The sequence below is a fragment of the Methanobacterium spitsbergense genome (assembly GCF_019931065.1).
Lineage (GTDB): Archaea > Methanobacteriota > Methanobacteria > Methanobacteriales > Methanobacteriaceae > Methanobacterium_B > Methanobacterium_B spitsbergense.
Window position 1 is genome coordinate 92,771 of the sequence record NZ_JAIOUQ010000001.1, and the last position, 24,520, is coordinate 117,290.

At 30.6% G+C, this 24,520-nt stretch carries 24 protein-coding genes and 1 riboswitch; of the genes, 13 read left to right on the forward strand and 11 right to left on the reverse strand.

Going from position 1 to position 24,520, the window contains the following annotated elements; all coding sequences use genetic code 11:
• Positions 1-7: 7 nt before the first annotated feature.
• Both K8N75_RS00440 and K8N75_RS14265 read left to right on the forward strand, forming a co-directional pair.
• The gene (locus tag K8N75_RS00440) at positions 8-247 is read left to right on the forward strand and encodes an MTH865 family protein (protein ID WP_223790202.1); all 240 of its coding nucleotides are present in this window, start codon (positions 8-10) and stop codon (positions 245-247) included.
• A 111-nt stretch (positions 248-358) separates the two neighbouring features.
• On the forward strand, positions 359-502 hold the full coding sequence (locus K8N75_RS14265; protein WP_420830707.1) for a MoaD/ThiS family protein: 144 nt from the start codon (positions 359-361) through the stop codon (positions 500-502).
• 268 nt (positions 503-770) lie between these two features.
• Here the strand turns inward: K8N75_RS14265 and K8N75_RS00445 are convergent, their stop codons facing one another.
• The 5 genes from K8N75_RS00445 to K8N75_RS00460 all read right to left on the reverse strand — a co-directional run bounded on the left by K8N75_RS00445 (position 771) and on the right by K8N75_RS00460 (position 5,195).
• Positions 771-1,487 carry a DUF2238 domain-containing protein gene (locus tag K8N75_RS00445; RefSeq protein WP_223790203.1) on the reverse strand — a complete coding sequence of 239 codons (717 nt, stop codon included), beginning with the start codon at positions 1,485-1,487 and terminating at the stop codon, positions 771-773.
• A gap of 39 nt (positions 1,488-1,526) precedes the next feature.
• Positions 1,527-2,822: an APC family permease gene (locus K8N75_RS00450; protein ID WP_223790204.1), complete on the reverse strand. Its 1,296-nt coding sequence runs from the start codon at positions 2,820-2,822 to the stop codon at positions 1,527-1,529.
• 279 nt (positions 2,823-3,101) lie between these two features.
• On the reverse strand, positions 3,102-3,359 hold the full coding sequence (locus tag K8N75_RS14270) for a DUF389 domain-containing protein (RefSeq protein WP_420830706.1): 258 nt from the start codon (positions 3,357-3,359) through the stop codon (positions 3,102-3,104).
• Positions 3,256-3,792 (reverse strand): TIGR00341 family protein, encoded by a 537-nt coding sequence (locus K8N75_RS00455; protein ID WP_338038013.1) that lies wholly within the window; start codon positions 3,790-3,792, stop codon positions 3,256-3,258. Before K8N75_RS00455 ends, K8N75_RS14270 begins: the two co-directional genes overlap by 104 nt.
• 338 nt (positions 3,793-4,130) lie before the next feature.
• Positions 4,131-5,195 (reverse strand): TIGR00341 family protein, encoded by a 1,065-nt coding sequence (locus tag K8N75_RS00460; protein ID WP_223790205.1) that lies wholly within the window; start codon positions 5,193-5,195, stop codon positions 4,131-4,133.
• 867 nt (positions 5,196-6,062) lie between these two features.
• Positions 6,063-6,127: riboswitch (Fluoride riboswitch) on the forward strand.
• Positions 6,128-6,148: 21 nt separating this feature from the next.
• On the opposite strand from K8N75_RS00460, the gene K8N75_RS00465 reads away from it, so the two are divergent.
• Positions 6,149-7,291 carry a cation:proton antiporter gene (locus K8N75_RS00465; protein ID WP_223790206.1) on the forward strand — a complete coding sequence of 381 codons (1,143 nt, stop codon included), beginning with the start codon at positions 6,149-6,151 and terminating at the stop codon, positions 7,289-7,291.
• A 325-nt stretch (positions 7,292-7,616) separates the two neighbouring features.
• Here the strand turns inward: K8N75_RS00465 and K8N75_RS00470 are convergent, their stop codons facing one another.
• The 5 genes from K8N75_RS00470 to K8N75_RS00490 form a co-directional block, all read right to left on the reverse strand.
• On the reverse strand, positions 7,617-8,045 hold the full coding sequence (locus tag K8N75_RS00470) for a universal stress protein (protein ID WP_223790207.1): 429 nt from the start codon (positions 8,043-8,045) through the stop codon (positions 7,617-7,619).
• Between the two features lie 52 nt (positions 8,046-8,097).
• Complete coding sequence (locus K8N75_RS00475) at positions 8,098-8,541, reverse strand: universal stress protein (RefSeq protein ID WP_223790208.1); 444 nt, start codon at positions 8,539-8,541, stop codon at positions 8,098-8,100.
• A 7-nt stretch (positions 8,542-8,548) separates the two neighbouring features.
• Entirely contained in the window at positions 8,549-9,517 is a 969-nt protein-coding gene (locus K8N75_RS00480; RefSeq protein WP_223790209.1) for a calcium/sodium antiporter, read from the reverse strand.
• Positions 9,518-9,725: 208 nt separating this feature from the next.
• The gene (locus tag K8N75_RS00485) at positions 9,726-9,881 is read right to left on the reverse strand and encodes a hypothetical protein (protein WP_223790210.1); all 156 of its coding nucleotides are present in this window, start codon (positions 9,879-9,881) and stop codon (positions 9,726-9,728) included.
• A gap of 97 nt (positions 9,882-9,978) precedes the next feature.
• The gene (locus tag K8N75_RS00490) at positions 9,979-12,066 is read right to left on the reverse strand and encodes a heavy metal translocating P-type ATPase (protein ID WP_223790211.1); all 2,088 of its coding nucleotides are present in this window, start codon (positions 12,064-12,066) and stop codon (positions 9,979-9,981) included.
• A gap of 1,163 nt (positions 12,067-13,229) precedes the next feature.
• Between K8N75_RS00490 and K8N75_RS00495 the strand changes: the two genes are divergently transcribed.
• The 7 genes from K8N75_RS00495 to K8N75_RS00525 all read left to right on the forward strand — a co-directional run bounded on the left by K8N75_RS00495 (position 13,230) and on the right by K8N75_RS00525 (position 20,669).
• Entirely contained in the window at positions 13,230-14,003 is a 774-nt protein-coding gene (locus K8N75_RS00495; RefSeq protein ID WP_223790212.1) for a PAS domain-containing protein, read from the forward strand.
• A 43-nt stretch (positions 14,004-14,046) separates the two neighbouring features.
• Positions 14,047-15,378, forward strand: coding sequence for an APC family permease (locus K8N75_RS00500; protein WP_223790213.1), 1,332 nt, complete (start codon positions 14,047-14,049; stop codon positions 15,376-15,378).
• A gap of 44 nt (positions 15,379-15,422) precedes the next feature.
• The gene (locus tag K8N75_RS00505; RefSeq protein WP_223790214.1) at positions 15,423-15,638 is read left to right on the forward strand and encodes a cation-transporting P-type ATPase; all 216 of its coding nucleotides are present in this window, start codon (positions 15,423-15,425) and stop codon (positions 15,636-15,638) included.
• Positions 15,629-17,848, forward strand: a complete 2,220-nt coding sequence (locus K8N75_RS00510) for a plasma-membrane proton-efflux P-type ATPase (RefSeq protein ID WP_338038014.1) — start codon at positions 15,629-15,631, stop codon at positions 17,846-17,848. The genes K8N75_RS00505 and K8N75_RS00510 overlap by 10 nt, the downstream gene beginning before the upstream one ends.
• A 208-nt stretch (positions 17,849-18,056) precedes the next feature.
• On the forward strand, positions 18,057-18,488 hold the full coding sequence (locus K8N75_RS00515) for a hypothetical protein (protein ID WP_223790215.1): 432 nt from the start codon (positions 18,057-18,059) through the stop codon (positions 18,486-18,488).
• A gap of 280 nt (positions 18,489-18,768) precedes the next feature.
• Entirely contained in the window at positions 18,769-19,722 is a 954-nt protein-coding gene (locus K8N75_RS00520) for a prenyltransferase (protein ID WP_223790216.1), read from the forward strand.
• A gap of 23 nt (positions 19,723-19,745) precedes the next feature.
• Complete coding sequence (locus K8N75_RS00525) at positions 19,746-20,669, forward strand: prenyltransferase (protein ID WP_223790217.1); 924 nt, start codon at positions 19,746-19,748, stop codon at positions 20,667-20,669.
• 769 nt (positions 20,670-21,438) lie between these two features.
• Here the strand turns inward: K8N75_RS00525 and K8N75_RS00530 are convergent.
• Positions 21,439-21,900: a hypothetical protein gene (locus K8N75_RS00530; RefSeq protein WP_223790218.1), complete on the reverse strand. Its 462-nt coding sequence runs from the start codon at positions 21,898-21,900 to the stop codon at positions 21,439-21,441.
• A 116-nt stretch (positions 21,901-22,016) separates the two neighbouring features.
• Between K8N75_RS00530 and K8N75_RS00535 the strand changes: the two genes are divergently transcribed.
• From K8N75_RS00535 to K8N75_RS00545, 3 genes are all read left to right on the forward strand, one after another.
• Complete coding sequence (locus K8N75_RS00535) at positions 22,017-22,589, forward strand: TetR/AcrR family transcriptional regulator (RefSeq protein WP_223790219.1); 573 nt, start codon at positions 22,017-22,019, stop codon at positions 22,587-22,589.
• Between the two features lie 210 nt (positions 22,590-22,799).
• Complete coding sequence (locus tag K8N75_RS00540; protein ID WP_223790220.1) at positions 22,800-22,976, forward strand: hypothetical protein; 177 nt, start codon at positions 22,800-22,802, stop codon at positions 22,974-22,976.
• A 443-nt stretch (positions 22,977-23,419) separates the two neighbouring features.
• A complete protein-coding gene (locus K8N75_RS00545; protein WP_223790221.1) occupies positions 23,420-24,022 on the forward strand; it encodes a hypothetical protein in 603 nt (200 codons plus the stop codon).
• Positions 24,023-24,520: the final 498 nt, after the last annotated feature.

The following is a 24,520-nucleotide window of genomic DNA, read 5'->3' on the forward strand; positions in this document are numbered from 1 at the left end:
AGAAAAAATGAGCGTAAAAGAAGAAATACATGCACAAATAGTAGGAGCACTCGCAGGAACCAAGTTCCCAATAGAAACACCCGAAGCACTTCTAGGGGCATTTCCGGATGGTGCAGAAACTACATGTAAATCTGGAGATGTGGAATTAAAAGCAGGAGATGCAGGAAAAGTTTTAACTGCAGATGATTTCCCCTTTAAATCCGCCAAAGAAGTTGCAGATGTTATAGTGGATAGGGCAGGTTTGTAAACCTATCCCTTTTTATTTATTAAAATATAACAAATGTTACTTAAATTTGCAAAGGTGGTAGTTTGAAGACGGAATGGGCAATGATGAAGAAAAAGAAATAAACGCAGAAAAATTACCGGAAAAGAATTATTAGCAGAACTTGATATCTCGGCATTTGAAGCCATGATCATGAAAAACAATAAAATAGTAAGAGAAAGTGAAGTGCTCACCAATCAAGACAAAATAAAAATTTTAAATATGATTCATGGTGGCTAAAAATTAATTGTTAAACTTTTCAATTATCTGTAAATTCAATATTTTTCCATATCAAAAGTATCACCTCCTTTTATATTCAGGGTGAAGATCCATAAGAAGAACTGATTACAATGATCCAACAATAATTGAAACTGAATCTGATTCTGAAACACTAAAGTTTAGTCTGTAAATAAGTAAAATAGAAGGAAATTTGTCATATTAAACGAATATGGAGGAAGGATGAAACTACAACTTAAACTTTGTTTGAAATATCGAAGCTAATCAATATTTATTTCTCTATTTTATTGTTATTTTTCCCATAATCCTTCATTATTTCAATTTCATCATCTAAAAGAGACTTTTTATTATTTTTTTCGTGTCTGATTAAAATCCATACTCCAAAAACCGCACCAATAACTGCTCCTACTATATCAACCATTAAATCCGTCATAGTATCTGTAAATGGATCTAATATTGAAGATCCTTGAGTTAAAGCACCTTGAGTAATATAAAAATTAGTAGCCGGACCAATAAAGTGGTCATAACTATATTCTATCACCTCAAGCACAGCACCCATGCCAATTGTAACAAATACAATTATTATTCCTGACATTAAGTAACTTGCCTTAAATTTACCAAAACGATAACCAATATACACTAGCAATACGCCCATAAATGAGATAATTGCCGGAATCATGGTGTGTTGGAACTTATCATAGTAACCAAATCTTGCATAGAAACTTAGGGAATCAGCTACAACATATTCAAGGACAATTATTATTAGAAATAAAATTTCCAACTCAAGTGGAATAAATATATGTTGACGAGTTAAAATAGCAGGAAGCAAAATAAAAGAAACTGCAACCAAGATCATAAAACCATAAACTGGAAAACCAAATATAATTTCATAAATTCCAAAAATTATAAGGAACAACCTTAATGTCCATGCAATAATGATACTTATTTTGTGATCTTTAAAAAGTATATCATCAGTTTTAGAAATCATAGTACTCAATAATAAATAAGTAATTTAATGTATATCCATTTATGTCCTTAGATGGATATATTTACGGTATAGCCATTCAAAAAGGAATGATACGATTACTAATGCTACAAAAATGTATAAAGTTAGAGGTGAGTTGAATATTTCATAGTAAACCAAGACAATTAATGAAAATAAACATCCAATAATGGCTGACCATATGATATACTTATTAGCATTAGTTTTTTTATATAATTTAAGGTGAGCTACGTTAACACTCATGTAAATCAGTAAAAACGCTGCACTACCTAACATAACTACGCTACTTAAATCCAATAAAACTATCAAAACTAGAATAATGAAACTTGTTATGAATAAACCAGTCCTACTGCCATAAAAAGATCTTCGATTAAAACATTTGGGTATTTCACATTTTTCAGACATCAACCCACAAACGTTAACTCCTCCATAGAGTGTTGCATTTATAGCTGAAGAAGTTGAAAAAAGTGCAGCTATAACTATAATTGTAAATCCAATTGCCCCTGCAAAGGGTTCTGCTGCAACTGCCAATGCATAATCTGCAGTTAATTTAATTTCAGCGAAGGATAAGTTGCCCACTACTGCAATAGAAACTGCTACATATATCAAAATTACAAATATAACAGTTAAATATAAAGCTCTAGGTATATTCTTTTTTGGATTTTCAATATCCCCTGCAGTACAGGATATTAAACCAAACCCTTCGTATCCCATGAAAAGTAATGCTGCACCTGTTAACACGTTACCAGTAGATATGTTTGTTGGAAATGATAAATAAGATATTTTAATAAAGAAAAATCCTATCACTGCAAAACTGATTAATATTCCCACTTTGATAGCTACAATTAAAGTTTCTGATTTTCCAACGGCTTTTGCTCCTAAGAGGTTAATAATTGTGAAAAATAGTACAATACTAATGGCTAAGATTGTGGCAATAATCGGTGATGGAGTCGAAGAGAAAAGAGTCGCTGCGTAAACTCCAAAAGCTTTAGCATAAACACTTATTACAATAATATAACCTAAATATAAAAGGATATTAAATCCTCCACTTAAAACCCCATCACCAAATCCTCTAATTAAAAATATAACTGGCCCACCTGCAGATGGATATTTAGAACTTAATTTAGCATAAGAATAAGCACATAATAACGCAATAACACCCGCAATAATGAATGAAATATATACTAAATTACCAGCAATTTCAGTAGCAATACCTAAAATAGAGAAGATACCCGCTCCAATCATACCCCCTATTCCAATGGCAATTGCTGACCATAACCCAATAGGTTTTCCATTTAAAGCTTTAGTAGTCTTACCCATCATTAGTGTTTAGAATATTCTAATTGTTATTAGTAACGTTTTATGTTCAAAATGAATCCTTCATAATTAAAGAATCCCATCAGAAACAGATGTATTCTAGAACTTACATGAATATCCATTATTATGTAAAAAAAATTCAAAATTGAAACGGGATCTTAGTACTTGAACAACTATGAATCAAAGAAACTATATTTTGTAGGTTTATGTCTTTAATTATAACTGCTTTGTAATTTTACAATGAAACCAATGCACTCAACATCATCTAAAGTACATTGATTCCTACTGAAGTCTAATCAGAGCAAATAGAACAATTAAAATTGAAATCCACACAATTATTGATCGTATAGCAACTCTTCTTGCATTTATAGATTCTTTTTCTTTTAATGGTCTAATTTTTTGAGCTATGAATGAAATGGTTGCAACTAAATTTATGCTAACCAAATTTACTAAAAATAAGATCAATGCACTTAATGCTAATATATAATTTTCTGAACCTGTATGGAGTCCAAATGTAGCTAGTGGTGGCAATAATGCCACAGCTTATCATAACCCCGACAAAGGAAGAACTTAATTCTGTTGTTATGGCCAGTAATCCCGCCAGTCCTGATGCTAATGCTAGTAAAATACTACCTGCAGCAACATTTGTTCTTAAAACTATTGAAGAATTTTGAGGATTTACAACCCACAGCATTCCCATAATAAAAGATATTACAAATACTATTAATATCCCTATAATATTTGTTTTAATAGCCTTGTATCTCAATTTATTATCACCAACTACATTTGCCAAGGATAAACCAATATTTGGACCTATTAAAGGTTCTATAATCATGGTACCAATGATTACAGCCACATCATCATTTATAAGTCCTATTGATGCTACAAGAGCAGATGCAGCTACTAATATCATGTAAACATTTGTTAGTTCGCTCATTTCAGATACTTCTGCTATTATTTCTTCCCTGCTGATTCTTTCATGTTAACCTTTGGTTCTAAATCATCTATTCCACGATTAATTTCTTCTATAGGTAGGCATGTCCTCGATGGGGATGATTATTATCCTGAATCCATCTAAATTTGAAAATGTTTTCTGGAAAATTCCAAGCAATTCTTCTGTTAAATCCCTTCCAACAATTATATGAAATTATAAATTTGTTTCTGAATATGTTGATATGGAATAATCCATAACATTGTATTCTTCTAATAGTTTTTCTACATCTTCCCTATTAGATTTCGGTAACACAAATTCAATTAATCTGAATATCATCCTATCATCTTGTTTTTTTAAATACATAATAACATTATTTACTATCCTAGTAAAATTAAATCTATACTAGCCCGATAAAACAGTATTGAAATTATGAATATGGAAAGTAGTATTGACCATATCAAGATAGCAGTGTAAGTCCATTTTTTGGCTAATTCTATTCTATCTTCTTTAATAGGACGAATATTTTGTATCATGAATGTGATAACACCTGATAAATTAACACAGACAAGGTTAATTAAAAATAGTAGAAATGCCCCTAATGCCAGTGAAAGATGTCCTGAGCCTAAAAGTAGTCCAGAAGTAATCAATGGAGGTAGTAGGGCTACTGCAACCATTACTCCTATTAATGTACTTCTAAAACCAACTGTAAATGAAAGTGCACCCGCAATACCTGATGCTAATGCTAATGTGACACTTCCAAGACCTGCTTGTGTCCTTAACAAGATTTCAGGAATTGTGGGATTAACAGTTAGTATGGATCCTAGAATTGTGGATAAGATTAAAGCTGTGAAAATACCAAAAAAATTAGTTTTAATGGCACTTTTAGCTAAATCAACATCCCCAAGTACAGTAGCCAATGATAAAGCAGTATTTGGCCCTAAAAGAGGAGCTATAACCATTGCCCCAATTATTACTGCAACATTATTATTTAAAACACCAATTGCACCTACAATAGAAGATAGAATAACCATTAAAATAAAAACTTTCGATAATTGTGCAATATCAGATATATCTGCATATAGTTCATGTCTGCTTAACCTGTTAACAAGTTCTTGAGGACCTATACGATCTGTAAAGTCTTCAATTAATGTTTCTGTATCTTCTGGTTTTGATTTAGTAAGTGTATTCTTAATAGGTTCTGGGATCGGGATAGATGCCTCTACTGGAAGCAAACTTATGCTAAAATTTTCTAGATTTGAAAATTCTTTTTGCAAGGTATTTAAAAGTGATTCTGTTTTTTCTCTTCTTATAATTATATTAGTAATAGTTTTTTCTTCTGTTTCTACAGTCCAGGATTCAATTACATCATACCTATAGAGTAGATTCTTTACCTTTTCAACTTTACCCTCAGGAAGGATCAATATTATCAGACGATAAGTCATGTTAGCACACCTATTTAATACTGCCCATCATCTTCGTCTCATCAATTAAGATGTTTTAATCGAGATCATAGCTAAGATACCTTTCAACCATACTTCATAAAAATAGATTTAATTATTATTTCTGATTCAAATTGGCCCTCTTCCAATTTCTTAATATGCTTTAAAATAAGATCTTGATTTGAGGGGTTGAATTTAAAATTCTTTGAATATTTCCTCATCAATGTTTGATTAAAAAGATCATTCTTCATTACCATAATTATGTATTTGGTTTAATTAAATATGTTTTCATTTGTTTCGGCAATATTGATATAAACTAATGCAACAATTTATCGACGTATTTATAGGGATAATGTAATAGATATGCAATATTACTTAAAAATTTGGAAAATATGGCTTGAAGTACTAGAAACCAAAATAAGACCAAATAAATCATCATAGATTTCTTTCAATTTTAATTGTAAAAAATAAGTTGATGAATTAATCCTGATTTTGAATGATTTAAATAACAATAATATTGATATAATCCCATCATTAACTAATTCCTCATTGAATATAAATAATTAGATCATAATTCATATCCTATTTTCCATTTACAAATAACTAAAAAATAACAGCGTCTTTTCCGAACAATATTATCATTACTTATAAATGCTTTCATCAATTAATATTTAGAACAATCTAATTGTTATTAGTAGCGATTTTACGTTCAAAATGATTTATTCACCACCTTAGTATAAATATCTCTAACAATTATTTATTTATATCATCAGATCTATTTCTAAGATTAAATTATATGCGAGTAGATTGCTAAATTAAAAATAATAATATTTATATAAAATTGTTATATAAAATTAATATAATAAATTTTTTTTGAAAGGTGATGGAGTTCACCATTAACCGCTTTTTTTTAAGCTGATGACTCCTACTTAGATTTTTTAGGAGTAGGAGATAATATGGCAGTTGATTTAGTAACGTATGCAAATATATTAGTATTGGTAATAGTTATTTTGTTGTCGAGTTTAATTTCCCTAAGATTGGGATTGGCTGTATCAATAATAGAATTAGTTATTGGGGCAATTTTTGGAAATTTTGGTTTTCTTCATGCAACTGATTGGATGACTCTCATAGCAACATTTGGTGGTATACTTTCAACATTTATGGCCGGTACAGAGATCGATGTCAATCTAATGAGAGAGAAGTACAAGGAAAGTTTTTTAATAGGATTCTTTTCGTTTTTAGCACCATTTATAGGGGCATTTCTTTTCACATATTTTATAGCTGGCTGGACTATGCAATCTTCTTTAATTGCAGGAATTGCACTTTCATCTACTTCATTTGCTGTTATTTATTCAGTTCTGATTGAATCGGATCTTCCTGATGTTAATTTGGCTAAAACACTTTTAGCAGCAACATTTGTTACTAATATGACAACTATTATAATGTTGAGCATAATTTTCATAAAACCTGATTTATATACCATTTTGTTTTTAATAATTTCCATAATAGTCATAGTTTTGGCAGCTAAGTATTCTGAACATATTTTTAACCATGACAAACTGAAAAACAAAGTTATTGAGCCTGAAATAAAATATGTCTTTTTACTTCTGGTAATATTTATGTACTTTGCTGCCCTTGGAAATGGCGAGGCTGTTCTACCTGCATTCATATTAGGTCTTTTAATGTCTAAACAATTAGCAAAAGTGAAAAATTTAATGATAAGAATGAGAACCGTATCATATGCCGTTATAACTCCTATTTTTTTTATAGTGGGTGGTCTGAGGATTTCTTTTGAATTAATATTAACATCCCTAGGATTATTTATAATTTTACTTGGAATCAAAATTTTCTCCAAATTCATAGGAGTTTACTTCCTTACTAATAAATACATATCTAATGGAAACATGTATTTCACTCTTCTAATGAGTACTGGTTTAACATTTGGAACCATTACTAGCCTATTTGGTCTCAACGCAGGCTATATAAACCAAGTACAATATTCTGTTTTAATAGGAGTGGTGGTTTCTAGTGCGATAATCCCAACGTTTGTAGCACAAAAATGGTTCTTACCACAGCATAGCGAAGATATGATTGAATAAATTCCATTACAAATAATAAAAGAAATAAATATCACCAAAGTAATCTTAAACAATAAACATTGGATATTTAATTGATGATGGATATTTTTTGATAGGAAATTAATAGTCAGATGCAGACAGCATCTAAAAATCAGATATAATATAAAAACATGTTATTTATGATATTACTGCTATGATGAATAATATGTTCAAATTAATTAGTATTTGGAAATACTGTTTAAATTATTTCTACAATATTCACAAACAAAACTTGACAACTCCATAATTAAAAATTAAATCAACAACAACCTGTAAAATGACTTGAAGCTCTCACAGGATAATCATGTTAAGAAATGATTGTCACAGCACATTTTGCATTTTGTACTACTTTTTCAGCTACACTTCCCATCAAAAGTCGGTTAAAGCCATGTTTTCCAGAATTTCCCATGACAACCAAATCAATATCATTGTCCTCTACTGTTTGGAGTATTACATTTGCAGGAGAACCTTCTTTAATTATGAATGAAACATTAATTTCAGGAGATTTCTCTAAAAGTCTTGATATATTATCCAAGGCAGTATTGCCTTCTTCTATTAACATATTTATTAGTTTATGTTCAACATCTACTGCAATTATTTCTGGAAGTTTAGAGGATTCCACAACATTTAAAACAAAAATATCTGCATTACATAAATTAGCAGCCCATATAGCATGTTTAGCAGCTTTATGGGCATATTCTGATCCATCTGTAGGTAAAAGTATTTTTTTATACATATAATACACCATTCAAATAAATAATCTTCATAAATATCTTATTAAATTTTTGTTATTCCGTTTTTGTACCGGTTCGTACTAGTAAAACCGTGCATGGGGCAGAGTGAATAACTTTTTCAGATACACTTCCCAGTAGGCGTTTATCTATTCTATTCTTTCCTGTTCCAAGTACTATTAGATCAATTTCCTCTTTCTCGGAGGTTTTTACTATTTCATCAGCGGGATCTCCTTCTAAAAGCAGTTTACGAAAGTTTATCATGTAACTGCTAGGTGAGTGGAATTTCTGTTCCATGCTGTCAAGTATTTCCTGACCACGCTCCGTTAATTCTTCGGTCATCATTTCTTTTACTTTTTTAGGAGTTAAAAATGGTACAGAAGTTTCGACCACATATATTCCTATTACTTCTGTTCTCTTTTCCCCTATGATGTCCAAAGTATGTTCCATTATTTCATCCATATATTCGCCCATGGTTGCAACTAATATTTTTTTATACATTTTTTTATCACACCAATACAGTTAATCTAATTACAGCATATGAAATGTAGGTAGCCAGTAATATTATTCCTCCATTTCTAGTGAGTTTACCGTTTCTTTTTACTAGGAGCAATAGTAAAACCGTTACAAAGATCATCACAGGAGCGTCGAAGGTTAGTGAAAGTTTTTCAACGGGTATGTCAATGAACAGTGCAGGTATTCCAATACCTATTAGTATGTTGAAAGTGTTACTTCCAAGTACCGTTCCTATTGATAGTTCGTGTAAACCTTTCATTGCAGAGGAAAGAGTAACAACCAATTCAGGTATGCTAGTTCCAATTGCAAGGGTAAATAATCCCATAATCATCTCAGGTATTCCTGCGATCCTTGCAAGCTCAACACCACTGTACACAAGAATTCTGCAGCCTATAATCAAACCGGCCAAACCTATAATTACAAAAACAATCTTTCTTTTATCAATAGGCTTTTTTTCAGGAGTCTCATAAGCTAATTCGTCTTTAATTTTCTCTTCTTTATATTCTTTTTGACTCTTTATTAAACGCCATAGGTAGAATATATATAGAGTTATCATCACTACAGATGCAATCCAATTAATGTCTCCAAATAACATGAAAAATATGAGTATTACACCTGTTGCAAGTGTCATAAGACCATCACGATTAATTCCACGTGAATCTGTTCGTATAATTCCTGCAGCAATTGCTGAAATACCTAGTATACCTGCAATGTTCCATATGTTGGAACCTATAACGGTACCAACTCCTATTTCAACGCTACCTGAAAGCGATGCTATCATGGCTGATCCAAACTCGGGGAGTGAAGTTCCAATGGCTGCAGCTGTAACTCCCAATATTATCTGAGATATTCCCAAAGCCCCCCCAATATCTACTAAATTGTCAACAAAAATATCTGCTGACTTTATAACTATGATTAAGGCTATTATTAATGCTACTATCAAAATCACAATTTCAATCATTACATCACCGGAAGTAACTTTCCTCTTATTAGTATATGTATTTTTTGGATAAAATTTTTCTAATCTATCCCTATAATTTTTAGTATGTTATTTGGAGGATAAAAATATTTTTTAAATTGTTTTTTTTGTTTATTCTTAATTATTAATCGTTTTCTGATGATCCCCATCTAAATGTTAGTAAGAATAATAATTCAAATAATATAATTGATTAATACCCTTGCATCATTCCAGATCCCATATAATTACCATAGTTACCATGGAATCCGCCCATATAAGGAGTGTACATCCATAACCAACTTAATATAACTAATATGACTACTGCAATGATCAACACTAATATCATTATCATTGTGTTTCTATCCATTAAGTCAACCTCCTTAATCATTTTAGTTATATCTGTACTAAAAATTGGGTAATGAGTTAATCCAGTGATATTCAATCAACCCCATATGATTATCTCCCTATATCCTATGTTTAACAATTTTATCAATTTTAAGGGTTCTTGAGTTAAAAGCAACAATAATGGTACTCATTGACATTAATATAACTCCTGCTGCAGGTGTTATAAGAATTCCAAAACTATAAAGAACTCCTGCTGCAATAGGAATAGCAAAAATGTTATATCCTGCACCCCAAGCTAGATTTTGGAACATTTTATTGTAGGTGGATTTTGCAAGTTTTATTATGTATACCGCATCAAGAGGATTGCTTCTAACCAGGACAATATCTGCTACTTCAATAGCTACATCTGTACCTGCACCAATTGCAATACCTACATCAGCTTGTGCAAGTGCAGGGGCATCATTGATACCATCTCCAGTCATGGCAACAACTAAACCTTCAGCTTGAATTTCTCTAACCTTTTCTGCTTTTTCCTGTGGTAAAACTTCTGCATAATATTTATCAAGCCCGATTTCTTTTGATACCCATTCTGCAACCTCTTTTCTGTCCCCTGTAATCATCATGCACTGGATTCCCATATCTTTGAATTCTTTTATCGCTTCTTTGGACTCTTCCCTTATAATATCTGCAAGTGCAAGCGCACCTTTAAGTTCTCTGTCAATAATTACGAAAACAATTGTTTTTCCCTCAGATAAGAGTTTATCTATCTTTTCATTAGGAATATCAATGTTAAGTTCCTTTAAATATCCTGGACTTACTACCTCAACATTTTTTGTATTAATTTTACCTTGAATACCTTTTCCAGGGATTGATTTAAAGTCTTCAACGTCAAAAGTCTCTTTTGCAGAGTTTACAACTCCTTTGGCAATAGGGTGCTCAGAATATGATTCGAGTGAAGCAGCATATTTTAAAACATCATTTTCATGGTATTCACGACTTAAAGGAACAATATCAGTTACACCGAACTTTCCTTCTGTAAGTGTTCCTGTTTTGTCAAATATTATGGCATTAATATCCCTTGATCTTTCAAAAGAGGTACGATTTCTTATTAATAGTCCATTTCGTGCTGATAAAGATGTTGAGACCGCAACAACTAGGGGTACTGCAAGTCCGAGTGCATGTGGACATGTAATAACCATTACAGTTACAGCTCTCTCTAGAGCAAATTCAAATCCATAACTTGTAATTCCCAACCATACTAACAGTGTTATAAATCCACCAGATAATGCTATTATCGTAAGCCATGTTGCAAAACGGTCTGCCAAGTTCTGTGTCTTTGATTTAGTTGCTTGTGCTTCCTCAACAAGGTTTATAACTTGTGAAAGGAATGAATCCTTCCCTGTTTTTTTTATTTCCACTGTAATGGATCCATCCCCATTAATGGATCCACCAATGACTACTGCCCCATTTTCCTTAAATAACGGTTCTGATTCACCAGTAAGCATTGATTCATCAATGGAAGTACTCCCTTTAATAATTTCCCCATCTATCGGGACCTTTTCTCCTGGTTTAATGATTACATTGTCTCCCACATTCAGTTCATCTGAAGGTACATCCATTGTGCTTCCGTCAGCCATTATTTTATGTGCACTTGATGGGATGAGTTTTACAAGTTCTTCAAGTGCTCGGGAAGCGCCCATCACAGATCTCATCTCCAGCCAGTGCCCTATAAGCATAATATCAATTAAAGTAGCAAGTTCCCAGAAAAAAACTTCACCATTAAGACCGAAAACAACTGCACTGCTGTAAAGATAAGCACTTGTAATGGCAACAGAAATTAGCATATCCATTCCAGGTGTTCTCAATTTAATTTCATTTAAAAATCCTTTAAAAAATGGATAACCACCATAAAAATAAACTATCGATGATAAGGCGAAAAGAAGGTATAAATCTCCTGTAAATCTGATTGAATTACCTATACCAACTAATCCTTGAATTGTTGGTGATAATATAATAATTGGTATAGTTATGAGTAATGAAATATAAAATCTCTTTTTTAAATCATCAATCATACTTGAATGGACGTGTCCTCCTTCCATTCTATGTTGTTCAGTAAGTTTTCCTCCACATACAACACATTCACCCTTTTTTTCAGGACTTTCATGATCCATATGTTTCATCTGATGATTAGAATCGTCGTAACCCAATTTATCATCCCCAATTAGTACTAATCTAATTTATGAATCTAATAGTTTAATAAATTTAGTTATTTTTATGATGCATTTTTTGAATAACTCCTTTAGAACCTTAAAAACCGTTTAAAGAATAAATTTAAGATATTGGATTCATTAACATTTATTATTTTCATTAGAATGAATTACTAGTCATATTAAAAAATATAGATATCAATGGCAATAGAAAATCAAAAAAATATGAATGTTTACGAATTCATTTTCATTTTATGTCTTCGTAATTTATTATTTTGATGATTAAATAAAAAAAATCACTTTATTATTGCAATCTTAAAATAGGAAAATAATCATGTTTATTGATTACTTAGATAAAATAATTGAATTATCAGGTTTATTAATGGGAATTGAATTGATTGCCAATAGCAATTTTTAAGTTTCACTTGCATATTTCAAAAGTCCAGTAGTTGCGGGAGTAAATTGGAATATGTCAAGTTCAAGGAATGTCATTAGAAACTATTATTGTTTTTATGAGAGAAATGTAATATTGAACTTTTTTAAACCAAAGATTTACAAGACTATAAAATATTTAATTGAAAAAAGGTTTTTCTAGTAATTTTTGAATATGGAAGAGTAAATTACCCCCCCCACGAAGTACTTCTACAGAGACGTAATCGCAAAATAGAAAGCTCAATTTTTCTAAACAATAATAATTTTTTAAGTTATTAAATTTTTTTTGTTTTATATTTGATTTTAAATATCAGTATTTTAATAAAATTTATTAGTTATGCTCTACTAACATTGTAATAAGGTGATATAGACTGAATAATCTTGTATTTATTAAATCAATATATCAATTTTTTAGAGGATTATATATGATAATCAATATCAACAAAAAATTTACAAAAGTTGATTAAATGTTATAGTTATGATTAAATCATTTCAAGGCGTTATAAACCTATTTAACGGGAAACTACAATATTCATTGTGATGGTATAGATAAATTAGCAATTATTAATATTGAAAATTAAATTGAAAATGATTGTTCTAAATAAATTTTAAGGCTTAAGTTTTAGTATTCATGCCCAAATAAAGAAGTAATAATTATAATATTTCCCAACACTATATTGTATGTCAAGAGCTGACATTAATTTGGATAATAAAATAGAGATTTATAAAAAATGGAAATCTATAACAAAATTAAAGTTCTTCTTATAGAAGATAATCCTGGAGACACAGCATTAATACGAGAAATGCTTGATGATAGTGAACAAATTCATTTTGAAGTAACAGATGCTGCCCGATTGGATAACGGTCTTAAATTCTTAGTTAAAGATAGTTTTGATGTCATACTTCTAGATCTCTGTTTACCCGATAGTAATGGAATTGATACTTTCAATGTTATGAATTATAATGCAACAAATATTCCAATAATAGTACTTACTGGCCTTAAAGATGACATATTTGCTGTAACTGCAGTAGGGCGTGGTGCTCAAGATTATTTAGTTAAAGGAGAAGTTACAAACAAACAACTAATCCGTTCTATTTGCTATGCAATTGAACGTAAACGTATTGAAAAGGAATTAAATGAATCAGATGATAGATTCCATTTAGCTCAAAAGGCCGGAGGAATTGGAACTTTCGATTGGAATATAGAGACTAATGAGATTATATGGACAGATGAACTGGATAAAATTTATGGCCTACCTTCAGGAAGTTTTGGAGGTAAATATGAAAATTGGATAGATCTAATATATCCTGAAGATAGAGAACGTGTGAAAGATGAACAACAAAAATCTATAAAAAACCTTAAAGATTGGAGTGACTTCTTTAGGATAATATGGCCAGATAAATCAATACATTGGATTAAAGCACAAGCAATGATAACCTACAATAAAGAAGATAAACCCCTACGTATGATTGGAGTGAATTTCGATGTAACAGATCTTGTATAAAAATTTAGATAAATTTTAATCTAATTAATATAGAGGTATATATATGACAGAGCTTAAACGTGACCTTGGCCTTTGGGGTGCAGCTAGTATTGGTATTGGTGCTATAATTGGTACTGGTATTTTTGTGTTATTAGGTGTAGCTGCAGGTTTGGCTGGTCCTTCTGTAATTTTTTCATTTATGATAGCAGGTTTAACTGCACTTCTTACTGGACTTTCTTCGGCAGAACTTTCTTCATTCATTACCGAAGCGGGAGGAAGTTATATTTATACTACCAAAGCTTTTGGTCGGCTTCCGGGTTTTATTATTGGGTGGTTGGTGAGTTTTGATTATATTGTAGGTTCCAGTGCTGTTAGTATAGGATTTGCATCTTATTTCACATATTTTCTTCATTTACCTCCTATCCAAAGTACAATAGTTGCTGTGGCAATAGTTTGGCCTCTTATTCTTATGATACTAAATTTAAAGGGTATAAAAGAAGCATCTGGAGCAAATAATGGTTTGGTTTTTCTAAAAGTTTCAGCATTGATTCTTTTTATTATTGTTGGTACAACTTACATTTTTGGTCATCATAATCTATCCAATTATATTCCATTTTTTCCTACAGGGATTAATGGTATGCTTTCGGGTGCAGCTATAATCTTCTTTGCTTTTATAGGATTTAATACAGTCACTATGGCTGCAGAGGAAATTAAAGATCCTCAAAAAAATGTTCCACGAGCTGTTCTTCTGGCATTTGCCGTTTGTACACTGCTCTATATTTTAGTAGCCTTAGTGGCAGTTGGATTGTTAAATTGGCAGATTTTAGGTATGTCAGCAGCGCCTGTGGAAGCAGCTTTGACTGTGGCGACTAATAATTTCTGGATATTGGAGTTTGTTGCTATATCTGCATTATTTGCTACCACATCTGTTATTTTGTCATCTATTATTGGCGGTTCTAGGGCTCTTTTCTCCATGTCTAGACATAAATCACTTCCAGTAATATTTAGTAGAATTTCAAAAAATGGTGTTCCATTGTTTACAGTTATTATTTCAGGTATTTCCATATCTCTCATTATATTAGTTTCATATGGTAATCTTGATCAGCTTGCTTCTATTTTCAATTTTGGAACTCTTTTAACATTCATCTTTATTAATCTAAGTTTATTAAAATTGAGGAGAAGTTTGCCGAATATTGAACGTAGATTTAAGGTCCCATATTACCCTTTAACACCAATTTTAGGTATTATAAGTTGCGTGGGGTTAGCTTTTTATTTAAATCATAATTCCTTGATTTATGGTGGTTCATGGGTTCTGATAGGGATTGTAATATTTTTATTAAACAGATGGCGTCTAAAGAGGAAAAATGAGAAGCTTGGAAAGATTATCAAATGGTGAATGGACATCTAAATTAAAGAAATAAATCAACTAAGGGATTGTACATGGATAAAATAATTATAAACGTAGATGAAGCAAAAAAAAATTCTATGAAAGAATTGTTAAGTAAATTATCTTCTAATAAAAACGGTTTGTCCGTTCAAGAGGCTAATCAACGTCTTCAAAAATATGGGCCAAATGAAATCATTGAAAAAAAACAAATCCTTTTATTAAATTTATTAGATATTTTTGGGGTCCTATACCATGGCTTATTGAAGTAGCAATTATTTTGTCTGCTTTAATTCAACACTGGGCCGATTTAGGAATAATATCTGTATTACTTGTTTTGAATGCGGTTGTAGGTTTCTGGCAGGAATATAAAGCAGATAATGCAATTGAATTACTAAAAGAGAAACTTGCATTAAGAGCACGAGCATTACGTGACAATAAATGGCAAGAAATGTCAGCAAAAGAACTGGTTCCTGGAGATATTATACACATAAGTTCCGGAGATATTGTCCCTGCAGATTCAAAGATAATTGATGAAATATTAGTAGATGAATCAGCTTTAACAGGAGAATCTTTACCTATAGAAAAAAAAGCTTCAGATGTTGCCTATTCTAGTTCAATAGTCAGTCAGGGAGAAACCAATGCACTGGTTATTGCAACAGGACAGAATACATATTTTGGTAAAACAGCTCAATTAGTTGAAAAAGCCAGAACCATAAGCTTCCTACAAAAAACGGTCATAAAAATTGGAGATTATCTAATTTTACTTGCAATGATTATGGTAACAATCATTTTTATTGCAGCACTGTTCCGTCATGAAAGTATCTTTAACACACTGCAATTTGTACTAGTACTAATTGTTGCATCAATACCAGTAGCATTACCTGCAGTTCTCTCGGTTACAATGGCTGTAGGTGCAGTAGCTCTTGCTAAAAAAGAAGCAATAGTAAGTAAATTGGTGGCTATTGAAGAGATGGCTGGAGTGGACATATTATGTTCTGATAAAACAGGGACAATAACCGAAAATAAACTTACTTTAGGAGAAATCAAACCATTTGCCAATTTTAAAGAGGAAGATGTCTTGTTGTATGCTGCTTTAGCATCTCAGAAGGATATTAAAGATCCCATAGATGTTGCAATACTATCTAAAACAGAAGAAAATTCCATTGAAACTAATGGATATATAATAAAAGAATTTGAACCATTTAATTCCCTTTCAAAACGTACACAATCATTAGTAAAAAATTCTAAGGAATTTAAAGTTTCAAAGGGTGCAACACAAGTGATATTAGCACTCATAGAAAATAATGAAATAATTTCAGATAAAATGAATGGGATTGTCAACAAATTTGCTGAGAAGGGTTATCGTGCTCTTGGTGTTGGAAAAACTGATGAATCTGGAAAATGGCAATATGTGGGCCTTCTTGGGTTTTATGATCCTCCGCGTGAAGATTCAGCTGAAACTATTAAAACAGCTGAATCAATGGGAATAGATGTGAAGATGGTTACAGGTGATCATATTGCAATTGCAAAGGAAACATCGAAACTGGTAGGTCTTGGCACTAAAATCGTAATTCCAGAAAATTTTGTTGATAAACCCGATAGAAAAGCAAAGAAAGTTGTTGAAGAAACAGACGGATTTGCTGAAGTTTTTCCAGAACATAAATACCATATTGTTGAACTGCTTCAAGATAAAGGACATATTGTGGGTATGACTGGAGATGGAGTAAATGATGCCCCAGCACTTAAAAAGGCCAATGTAGGGATTGCAGTTGCAGGAGCTACTGATGCAGCCAAATCTGCAGCTTCTATTGTTCTCACACAGCCAGGAATTTCAGTGATCATTGATTCTATAAAACAAAGCCGTAAAATTTTCCAAAGAATGAATAATTATGCTATTTATAGAATAACTGAGACTATAAGGATATTATTTTTCATTACAATGTCTATTCTTATATTTAATTTTTATCCGATAACAGCTTTGATGATAGTATTGTTAGCATTATTAAATGATGGACCTATTATGACTATTGCTTATGATAATGTGAGATACTCAAATGAACCTGAAAGGTGGGATTTAAGGATTATTTTAGGTATTGCTACTTTTCTTGGAGTTTTAGGAGTAATTGAATCATTTTTTGTGCTTTATTTAGGAATTGATATATTAAAATTATCCCTTCCAGTTCTTCAATCGTTTATATATCTAAAACTTTCTATAGCTGGTACGTTAACGCTTTATATGGCCCGAACTAAGGGTCATTTCTGGGAAATTCGCCCAGCAAAACAACTTTTTATTGCTATTACCGGGGCACAGATTACTGCAACACTAATCACTGTTTATGGAATATTGTTACCAGCTATGGGCTGGTTTTTAGCAGGTGTAATTTGGGTAGAAGCTTTAACAGCATTTTTCATAATAGACGCAATAAAAGTACGTTTTTATCAATTATTAAACAGAGAAGGAATTGATGTATATAAATAGCTCAAAACGAATTAATCTATATAATTTTAAAAATTAAGGATCAAACTAAATAATTAGACTAATGATAGTAAAAAATCCATACAACCACGGTATTTGATGTATAAATTATGACAAGGACGTATTTGTTTTTACATTCTATTCCTTGAAAAAATCTCATTTTTATATGACTGGGAAAATAGTAGATAGTTGAAAAAACAGATAATAGAATATGGAAGAACATGAACAAGTTGAAGTAAAAATTGATGATGACTTTGTTATTATGGTTGATAATGGAATGGAAGATATTGTTAAAAACTTTTTTCACTGGGAAATTGAAACATGTAACTCCTGCATTGATTACCGTGGATCAGTGTGGATAGAATTCTGCGATTTTGAGGATTGGAAAAAATTTTTACATTTAGCCTTACGAAACAATATTGAGATCAATGGTTCATGCCATAAACAAGACACTCTATGGGATTTCCTTCAAGAAAAAGTAAATGTAAAACTGGTTTTTGATGAAGAACTCATGGAAGACCCGAACAATGAAGATAAAGTTCTAGGTACTGGTGTACTTGTTATCTGTGTAGGATTAATCTTCCCAATAGAACTTTTAGATGAGTTTAAAAAATTGTTCTTTGAAGTCTTAAAACCAGAATAAATAAAACTATTTAATTTATTTTTTCTATTTTTCGTTTAAATACATGTTCACTATAATTGACAAGAATAAAATTTATTAATTATGGTAAAATATATTTCTTATGTTGTATAATATTGTAATAGGGTGAAATAAGTTACATTTAATTTAACTAAAATAAATCATCCTAATTTTGTAAATAAATTGTTGAAACTCAAATTATAAAATTAGAGACAATACTGTAAAAACAATGAAATTTTAGATATTGACTATCTAAAAATGAATTAAGGTTAGGAGGATTATTTTGTCTGAAACCATCACTATTAAACCCAATAACAATGTTAATAATTTATTGAAATTTATCAAACTGGGAAAACCACAATTTGCTGTAGGATTGTTCTTTTATTTCAGTCTAGGTGCTTTACTTGGGGTTTTATTTAATGCTGAATTTGTTTTAAGCAAATTTATACTAGGATTTGCAATTATATTCTTATCAACATGGGCAGTTCACTATCATAACGATTATTATGATTTTGTTTCAGATCATTTTGGCACTCCAACAGCCATTTCTGGTGGTAGTGGAGTTCTGGTTGAACATCCTGAATGGAGAAATAAATCTAAAATAATGGGTATCACACTAATTGGATTGGCCATTGGCATTTCTGTACTTTTTACATTCTTATTTTCTTACCCAATAACTTTTATCCTCTTTGTTATTGTTGCAAATCTTATAGCATGGTTTTATGCGGCTCCACCATTTCAACTATCTTATCGTGGCCTAGGTGAATTTGGAAATACTGCAATCGGCCTTCTATTTCCAGGTTTAGGTTACTTTGCATTAATTGGAACGTTAAACCTTCCTTTTTTTGTTTTTGCCATTCCCATGCTGTTTTTACAATTATTATTTACACTCAGCGTAGAAATTCCTGACATGGAAGGGGATATATTGGGGGGCAAAATGACATGGATTGCTTCCAAAGGTCGTGAATTTGGATTTAAAATCATTGCAATATCCGGATTATTAGCAACTATCTCATTTCTAATACTGCCCTTCACAAATCTATTCCCTACAATAATCGATTTCCGTATAATAGCCCTTATATCATTAATTCCATTGAGTTTAGGAATAATTGAACTAATAAAAAAGCCATTAGACAAACTCTCTGCCACAAAATACTGTATTTACAACCTAGCATCAATATTTGCAGCTGTAATACTAATTAATCTCTATTTCATTTACCTAATAAAAATAATATAATACCTCCATTATTGGGAAATACTATGGAATATAATCTTAACACATTATCTAAAATTATTAAACTTGGAAGGTTCAAATATCTACTTGGAGACTTCCTTTTATTCACAATGGGAGCATTACTAGCTATTTTGCTTAATGCCGAATTTGTATTAAGCAAGTTTGTACTAGGATATGCCATATTATTTACAGCCCATCTATCTGTACATTACAGTAATGACTATTTTGATTCCAATGTAGATCAACACACTTCACCTACAGTAATTTCAGGCGGTAGTGGGATCCTAGTTGATAACCCCGAATTAAAAGAGTTTGCAAAATGGTTTTCAATAATTATAATGAGCATATCAATTATTCTTACAGCGGTTTTTACTGTTATATTCAAGTATCCCATAACATTTTTCTTATTCTTATTATTTGGAAACATGTTAGCGTGGTTTTACACTGCCCCTCCTATCAAATTATCTTATAGAAGGTTAGGAGAAGTTGCAAATATTATAGCGGTTGTTATATTCCTTGGAACTGGTTACTTTGCTTTACAACGAACATTAGATCTATCTTTCTTTTTATTTTCAATTCCCATTATTTTTTTAAATTTGGTGTTTATAGTTAGCTTTCAAATTCCTGATATGGAAGGAGACAAATTAGGAGGTAAAATTACATGGATTGTTCTCAAGGGTCGTGAATTTGGATTCAAAATCATTGCTATTTCAGGATTATTAGCAACAATTTCATTTTTGATCTTACCATTCACGAATATGTTTCCATTGAGAATAGATTTCCATGTACTAGCATTGATCTCACTCATATCTCTATCGTTGGGAATTATTGGAATGATAAAAAGACCGGTTAATAGGGAATCAGCAACAAAATTAGCTATTATTAATGTAGCAGCTCTTTTTATTATTTCAATACTAATAGATCTATATTTCATTAAACTTATTCATTAAAATATAAATTATTATAAAATATAAGTGGATTATTGGGATTCTTTAAAGTTAGAACTCTTATGGGTAATAATTACGATTACTAATTAAATTGTTATTTTAAAATGTCTAATAATCTATAGCAACAGATGCAGAACTAGCTAATTCTTAATTTGAATGTTTACTAATTTTTCTTAGAATCTGATATTAAGAGTATTCCTACAACCAATGATATAATTCCACCAGGAATAACTATAGAATATAAAAAACTACTGATTAAAATAATCACACCTAATATGCAAAATATAATTCCTAATCCTAACTTCTGCTTATTCCTCATAATAATCAACAAGATGACAGGATATTTAATCTCATAGAAAGTTGTAGGACTTCAAGAATTCTATAAGAAAGAAATTTGAAAAATACATTAAGTACAATCCCTGTTTTATCTATTATTTTTTTAATCAGACAAATACTTAAAATTTTTGAAGATGTTTATTTTAAAGTAGGAGGGTAAAGGGCAGGAAATAAATTTAATAAATTTAATAAAATATTTTACTGAGGATGTGTCTGTAAATCACCGAATAGTCCTGCCCTCTATTCTTGTTATTGAATAATTTTACTAAAATAAAAAATAAAAATGATTCACAAGTTAATTTCATCCCTATTAGTCTGAAAAGATACGGTATCAAATTAAAACTTTAAAAAAAAAATAGAAAGAAAAAATAAGTTATCTTTCTTGCTTTAATTCGTCTGGGATTGGTAAAATATTTTAATATTCACATTAATAGGTTTACAAACCAAAACCTACTGTCAGCAGCATATAAAGAGCCCAAACCAATATAACTGTAAGAATTACCAATTCCTTCCATGCTCTTCCAGGACTTGCTTCTATTGCATAAGACATCATTTTTATAGGCGATATTGGTGGTTCTGGTGATTCTTCTGTTTTTAATGGCTTTGAAAAACTGTGGAAATACAGTTGAATAAGTAACATTCCAACAAATAGTCCAGTAGTGAAGCTGATATACTGCATTCCTCCAGATACAAACAGGAGGCCCAGTAAAATTAAAGCCATAACTAGAAGAAATATATCCTGTACTTGGGTTGCACTAGTTTTCCCATTGTAAGATGAATCAAGCAATTTACGCCTTCTTTCGTACTTTATAAAAAAGAAAACGTAAAATTTGATTAACGAGTACATAACGAAGAATATTAACAGTATCTTTAGACCAAACAATGCATAATCTGCCATTTTTTCCTTCCTTTTGAATAAAATAATTATTGACCGATAGTCATTTAATATGTATTAATGGTTAATAAATTTAATGGAGATACTTTTAAATATATTATCGTTCAATAAGTGATACAATGACAAGAGTTGTACCTGATTATAAGGAAATAGCTAGATCTAATATTTTACAGGCTTCCATAAAAGTTTTCTCTAAAAAAGGATTTCATGGAGCCACAATGAATGAGATCGCCAAGGAAGTAGGTGTTAGCAAGGGAACATTATACACATACTTCAAAAGTAAAGAAGATATACTAAACGAAATATGGGTATTGTCAAGTCAAAATATTTTAGATCTGAAAAATACCTATAAAGGACGAGATTTCATAGAGGTATTGGAAGAATTATATGCTATGATGGTTGAATCAACAGGATTGCAGTTATCCTTTGAAGTGATATTAATATCACAGCAAAACGAAAAGATCAAAAAAATCAATCAGAAATCATACAAATCAAAATTGGAATCATTAAAGATATTCATACAGGATCAACAGGATAATGGCAGTGTTAGAAAGGATTTAGATGCTGATTTATTGGCTCAGATTTTAACTGGTTTATACACAGATGTTGCAGCACAGCTATTAATTGGACTTGATAATGAGGAAGTACATGAAAAATGGATAAAATCAGTAAAAGCCATATTAAAACAATAAATGTACATTTTATACAATAATCCAATCTTTCTTGAAATTTAAAATCAAAATACATAATAAGCCAGAAATTGAACACAGTTCATAGATATTTGATTATTATCATATTACAAACTCAAAAGGATACACTCCGTAGACCAACATAGTTACCCAAATATTCAGTTATATCCATGAACCTATAATTTAACAGTCACAAAAAACAATTATTATAATATGAAGTTAACAAAAATTGAAGGTAAAATAATTCAAGAATGCGATTTTGGAAATGATACCGCTAAAATTGTATTCACAGATGGAACAATACTAGAATTTGAAATGTGCTTAGAAGGAGATCCTCCACTAATTAATGTTTTTCTAACTAAGCCCGGAGAAGAACGTAAACTTTATTAATCAATTTTTAAGAAACTCTTTATAAAATTGTTAGAATTCCATAATATTTATTTTATAAGGCTCCTATTAATTTTAATTGGAAAAATACTTGTCTATAATAATTATAATCAAATATATTACTCAGAATGGGGATTAAAATGATGATAACCCCACTTATTATCTTACTTGAATAAAGTATTGAAAATTATAAATTGTATCTTTTTTTAGGGAAATCATATCATTTAGGTTCCAGTATTACCTAATTAATTTATTTCAAATATGCCTAATTTTGATGTCTGTCCATGTTAACTCCATATCAACACCAAATAACAATTTGTTTGGAAACATTTATTTAATTAAAATGTAATAGATGATTTTATAACGATGAATATTCTCTTTAATCAAATTTCCATGGAATATTCAACAAAACTTCAATCAGATTGAGATATAAATGGGTGTGAAAGATGAACAAAAAGATTTCAATATTGATTATTTTAGTAGCAATAATTGGTATTTATGGATTGTTTTATGTAGCAGTAACAAATGTTCTAATGCCAATGGAACTAGATAGTTTTAAAAATGATTTAAATGGAATGCCTCAACTTCCAGTAAATAATAATTCTACCATTAGTGATCTAGAAAATTCTGCGGATATTATTGAAAATAACCCTTCATTGAAGTATATGTCTCAGAGCCAAAGATCCGAAATGGCTAATCAAATGCGACATCTTAATTCTCCACCAATTGGATTTTTAAATCAAAATTTTACCGATTATAATAATTTTTATGCGGGTAGTGTTTTAGCATATAAACTAATAGGAAAAGGAACTCTTGCTAATGAAATAAGTAATCTATCGAGTATCACTAATAACCTAACGTCTTTAACAAACGAATCAACAGCTATAAATCAAAAAACTGCCAATGACTTTGAAAATGGAGACGATAAAGCATATGCTGAAGATTTGAGAAGTAGTGTCAATAATCTGAAACAATATAACAAGGTAATGGAAGAGTTAAAAACCCAACTACAAAAAATAATAAACCAATTAGCGGATAAAAAAACATGAAATGGAACCTAATATATGCTCTGTTTATTAACCTTAGTGCATATATTCGGTAATTCATATGACAAAGCTTTATGATGTTAATTAACTTTTTTTTTATCAAATTACCTTAATAAAAATAGTAAATATTAAATCATAGTTTCAATTAACTTAATTTTGAAGCAAAATGGCTGAAAATATCAAATGTCCCCGTTGCGGATTTAAAGGTCAAATGAATAGATTTGTTCGTCCTTTAAGTTCCAAAGATGAAAATTCAGAACCAAAGCAGAGTAACTATAGGACTATTCTTGTTACAGAGAGTTATTGTCCAAAATGTAAAAAGTGGTTTAAACTTTAATTTTGTGATAAATCTAAAATTTATTTCTTATTTTCTGTGTCCGCAACCAGTCTCTATTTATATCTGGCCCATTTGGTAATTGGGAGGTATGATGAGAAGTCTTTTATAATTTTATTCCAAACATTTATGGTAGTACTCTAATCTGTGAATCTTTAGTTAATATT

Coding starts and splice junctions, on each gene's coding strand:
- K8N75_RS00440 (WP_223790202.1), top strand. CDS start 8: ATGAGCGTAAAAGAAGAAATACATGCACAAATAGTAGGAGCACTCGCA.
- K8N75_RS00445 (WP_223790203.1), bottom strand. CDS start 1,487: ATGATTTCTAAAACTGATGATATACTTTTTAAAGATCACAAAATAAGT.
- K8N75_RS00450 (WP_223790204.1), bottom strand. CDS start 2,822: ATGGGTAAGACTACTAAAGCTTTAAATGGAAAACCTATTGGGTTATGG.
- K8N75_RS00460 (WP_223790205.1), bottom strand. CDS start 5,195: ATGACTTATCGTCTGATAATATTGATCCTTCCTGAGGGTAAAGTTGAA.
- K8N75_RS00465 (WP_223790206.1), top strand. CDS start 6,149: ATGGCAGTTGATTTAGTAACGTATGCAAATATATTAGTATTGGTAATA.
- K8N75_RS00470 (WP_223790207.1), bottom strand. CDS start 8,045: ATGTATAAAAAAATACTTTTACCTACAGATGGATCAGAATATGCCCAT.
- K8N75_RS00475 (WP_223790208.1), bottom strand. CDS start 8,541: ATGTATAAAAAAATATTAGTTGCAACCATGGGCGAATATATGGATGAA.
- K8N75_RS00480 (WP_223790209.1), bottom strand. CDS start 9,517: ATGATTGAAATTGTGATTTTGATAGTAGCATTAATAATAGCCTTAATC.
- K8N75_RS00485 (WP_223790210.1), bottom strand. CDS start 9,881: ATGGATAGAAACACAATGATAATGATATTAGTGTTGATCATTGCAGTA.
- K8N75_RS00495 (WP_223790212.1), top strand. CDS start 13,230: ATGGAAATCTATAACAAAATTAAAGTTCTTCTTATAGAAGATAATCCT.
- K8N75_RS00500 (WP_223790213.1), top strand. CDS start 14,047: ATGACAGAGCTTAAACGTGACCTTGGCCTTTGGGGTGCAGCTAGTATT.
- K8N75_RS00505 (WP_223790214.1), top strand. CDS start 15,423: ATGGATAAAATAATTATAAACGTAGATGAAGCAAAAAAAAATTCTATG.
- K8N75_RS00515 (WP_223790215.1), top strand. CDS start 18,057: ATGGAAGAACATGAACAAGTTGAAGTAAAAATTGATGATGACTTTGTT.
- K8N75_RS00525 (WP_223790217.1), top strand. CDS start 19,746: ATGGAATATAATCTTAACACATTATCTAAAATTATTAAACTTGGAAGG.
- K8N75_RS00530 (WP_223790218.1), bottom strand. CDS start 21,900: ATGGCAGATTATGCATTGTTTGGTCTAAAGATACTGTTAATATTCTTC.
- K8N75_RS00535 (WP_223790219.1), top strand. CDS start 22,017: ATGACAAGAGTTGTACCTGATTATAAGGAAATAGCTAGATCTAATATT.
- K8N75_RS00540 (WP_223790220.1), top strand. CDS start 22,800: ATGAAGTTAACAAAAATTGAAGGTAAAATAATTCAAGAATGCGATTTT.
- K8N75_RS00545 (WP_223790221.1), top strand. CDS start 23,420: ATGAACAAAAAGATTTCAATATTGATTATTTTAGTAGCAATAATTGGT.